At 59.2% G+C, this 3518-nt stretch carries 3 protein-coding genes; 1 reads left to right on the top strand and 2 read right to left on the bottom strand.

The genetic code is table 11. The annotated features are described in order from the left end of the window. Positions 1 to 36: 36 nt before the first annotated feature. Positions 37 to 429 carry a hypothetical protein gene (locus AX708_RS00075; RefSeq protein WP_156454499.1) on the bottom strand — a complete coding sequence of 131 codons (393 nt, stop codon included), beginning with the start codon at positions 427 to 429 and terminating at the stop codon, positions 37 to 39. 38 nt (positions 430 to 467) lie between these two features. Here AX708_RS00075 and AX708_RS00070 point away from each other — a divergent pair, with 38 nt between their 5' ends. Next, complete coding sequence (locus AX708_RS00070) at positions 468 to 2048, top strand: endonuclease NucS domain-containing protein (protein ID WP_072378582.1); 1581 nt, start codon at positions 468 to 470, stop codon at positions 2046 to 2048. 49 nt (positions 2049 to 2097) lie between these two features. Here the strand turns inward: AX708_RS00070 and AX708_RS20675 are convergent. Then, positions 2098 to 3518, bottom strand: a 1421-nt coding sequence (locus AX708_RS20675) for a hypothetical protein (protein ID WP_197426318.1), incomplete at its 5' end; no start/stop codon positions are given.

The following is a 3518-nucleotide window of genomic DNA, read 5'->3' as shown; positions in this document are numbered from 1 at the left end:
AACTGGCCCCTTTTTAAACCGGTGCCTGGCCCGTTTTTATCCCGGTGTTGACAAAAGCAGATCGATCACTTGATAGTGCAGCAGAAACTTTTTCGCCGTCAGCCAGTCGAGTAACGTCTCGACCTTCGATGAGGCGAGCAGATCGAGGAAACCGCCGGCGCCTAAATGCTTCAGCTTGATCTCTTTCACCGATGGCTGGAGGCGCAGCGCTGCATGAAGCTCGGCGAGGGCGATCGGCCGCGGCGAACCTCGATGAACGATCCCGCCCAGCACGAAACAGTCCGGTCGGCGGATATTCATCCCGGCCGATGTGAGATGCAGCTTTCGGACGTTGTTTGTCTCATCGTAATAGAAGGTATAGCGCTCATCGACGTTTGGCAGGTCGTAAGCCGCCAGAATGGAATCTCTCATCTCGTTTACGTCGATCATTCTCCCTCGATACATCGATCTCGGCTATCAACCGAGTCATGAACAGCTCGCCGGATAAAAATGCACCGAAGCCGGTATTGAACCTCTTTTCCAATGAAGACGAGTTTCGAGACCATCTAGCCGAGCGGATGGAACTCATTGAGCCTGGGCTTGTGCATCTCAAAACCGAGTACGTGCTCGACAACGCCAACGGATCTGGGGGACGCATCGATATCCTTGCTCGCGATGCGTTCGATCACATCGTTTGCGTCGAGATTAAGCGCAGCGACAACAGCGCTCGCGGCACACTGAATGAGCTGAGCAAATACGTTACCCTTCTCGTGGAGCGAGACAGGGTCCCGAGAGAGATGATCCGTTGCGTCGTCGTCTCGACCCATTGGAGTGAACTGCTCCTGCTGCTGTCATATTTTGCGTATTCGGCCAGCGTCGATGTCACGGCGCTGCAGGCCAAGTCAGAAGCCGGTGCTGTAGTTCTGCGGCCGATTGCGCTCAAGACGCTGCGATTCCTCCCGCAGCTCAGTCCCGACATGGACTTGATTTGGTTCGACACAAGCGAGCCGCGGGAGCGCTACGTCGCCTTTATCAGGTCACGCGCATCTCGATTGCAGTTCGTGCGGCTCGCCCTGCTGCTGTTCGAACCCAAGGAGCCGCTGGGAGCGGGACGATCGCCCTATCCCATGATAATTTGTGTATGGCGCGTGCCGGACGGAGTCCACGATCGCATCGAGGCGATAATTGGCAAACGGATCGGGGAGGACTTCCCCTATGCGGCCCGCGGCTGGGAGCCCGAAGCAGATGCGAAGGGCTGGATTGGCGACGTCCCGCACGATCAGCTTCCAGAATTTGCCAACGGCTGGACCCACGGAAACCCGGAAATGCTCCATGCGCTGCAGGAGCGCTACGCGCTGCATCGCGTTGAACGGGTCGGCGACTGGCCGAAACTCGAATTCATCAACGATGACGCCAGGATCCTGAGCGCGGCCTTGGCCGTGTCACCGCTCGGGGGGAGCGAGCGACCGAACCGGCACAGCTACCGCGCGACTGTCACGCCTGCCGTTGCAACGTCGTGGAAGATGGCAACGGACGCTTTCCTCGGGTTCATCGCGTTCGAGCCGGTCTGGCATGAGGCGGCGCGCGCGTATCTGGAGCGGCTTTCGGGTAGCGACGTTAGCGTCGATTTGCACGCCTTCGACAAAAAGCATCTGGCGTATGCAATCCACCAAGCTCAGTCGCATAAGCAAACAATGCTAGGCTATTTCGAGATCATCGTACGCGTAGGCGACACCGTGCTCAAGGGGCTGCATGGATACTATACCTGGGACGGCAAGACCTGCCCGGCCGATGCACGAGCAACGATAAACCAGGTCTATGGTGACGTCGTCTGGGCGAGGCTGAGTATGGAAAGTGCGGTCGATAACGGCCGATACGAGTCGGCCAACGAACTCCACGGCTTCTTGCCGGTCGTTGACTGGCTGCACGAAAACGGATCGCTCCACGGCAGCCCGCCACCCTTTCGGCATTCGATCCAAGATTTCCTGACCGCCAACCCCGAGTATTGCCGCCAGGTCTCGGACGTCCTTAAGCAAGTAGGCCGCTTGCCGACTGATCCCTCGGCGTAGTCCGCTGTGCCCAGTTCGGTCAGCGGCGAGACTGAGGCGGGGCTCCCGACTATGATCGGTCGAGCGGATACTGGCTGGCCGGATCCCAGTGGACGCCGCGATTGATCTTGATCTCGGGAGTCAGCAGCATGTGATATGGTAGCGGCTCGCGTGTTCCATGACGTCCTACGCGATAGGAGGCCGAGGTTTCCTCGATCGCCCAGCTCTCATCCGACCGTGTTGTGACTTCAGGCGCAACATACTCGCCGTAGACCCATCGCAGGCGCGTATCGCCCGGATCGAAGTCGAGCATCTCAAGCTTGTTGCGGAAATGTCGGACGCCGTCAGCCGTGCCACCCGCCCAGGATTCAACGCCGACATGAACAACACCGGGCCGATCCTTGGGAAGCTGTGCGGCCGCTTTCGCCACTGTTGATCGGAAATGCCGCGCCTTCTGGCGGATCGCCTCCCGCGATTGATTACGCCACCCAATAACACTGGCGTGATAGACCATGTCCGCCCAGAATGGACGGCTGAGGCTCGGTCGCCACTTCCCGGCCATTGAATGCGCGAAGTCGTGGTCATACTGGCCGATAAGCAATTCTATCATTCTGCTCGAACCGTAGTAAACCTCGTCCTTGGCAAGAACGCGATGCGCCAGCGACCAGTCAATTTCGCGGATAGTGCCTATGCCATGGCCATCGCGCCAATAATTCGGCCCAACGCCGTTCAGATAGTCCGATGCATGCCGGGCAAGGTAATCGTCAGGGATCGCACTTAGCTCGGCATCGTACGCGACCTGCATGTAGATTGACCGATAGGCTTCTAGCGAAAGCCGATGGACGGGCTGAGCCAGAACCTGGCCGCGAGTACGTTCCCGCGCATCGTAACTCGAACGGTCCATACGCTTGCACTCAACAGCCCAGCGCTGCCGCCCCTTGCTAACATTGAGGTCGTGGGTCTTGGCGACTCCGGGTCGCTCAGGGACAAAGACTGTATTCCAACCGTCCCGTCGGTATGCAAGCGCGACCAGCAGCTCGAACAGTCCGCCATCGGGCTGGCTCCGATCGGCGTTCATCAGCCGGGCGGCCCGGTCTTCGGCGCCGCCAATCGAAAGCAGCGTGGTCAATTCCTCGCCAATCCGGGTAAAGGTCGGCACCATGCGAACCGCTTCTTCCGGCACCCAGTTCAGGCGATCCGCCGCGTAAGCATTAGCCTGGAAAACGTACCAAGCGGCAGTATCCGCCGGATCATAGAATGGGACGGGATTGCCACGCGCCCAGCTCTCTTTCGCCGCAAGAAAGCGGTCGCGGGTCGCTTCAAGCCGCTGGTGCCAGGTTCGACGCTGGACAAGCTCTGCGAGCCATGCGCTGGCGAGCAGCACATTGTCGTCGCGCCAATCCCATCCGGTCTTCGGCGCCGTCCATTCGGGATCTTTAGAGCGTTTTCCACAGTGGCTGAATCGCTGAGGATTCCGTTTCGGGCGCATCT

Source organism: Erythrobacter sp. CCH5-A1 (assembly GCF_001557115.1).
GTDB lineage: Bacteria > Pseudomonadota > Alphaproteobacteria > Sphingomonadales > Sphingomonadaceae > Erythrobacter.
This window is presented reverse-complemented; position numbering and strand designations above follow the sequence as displayed.

Coding starts and splice junctions, on each gene's coding strand:
- AX708_RS00075 (WP_156454499.1), bottom strand. CDS start 429: ATGATCGACGTAAACGAGATGAGAGATTCCATTCTGGCGGCTTACGAC.
- AX708_RS00070 (WP_072378582.1), top strand. CDS start 468: ATGAACAGCTCGCCGGATAAAAATGCACCGAAGCCGGTATTGAACCTC.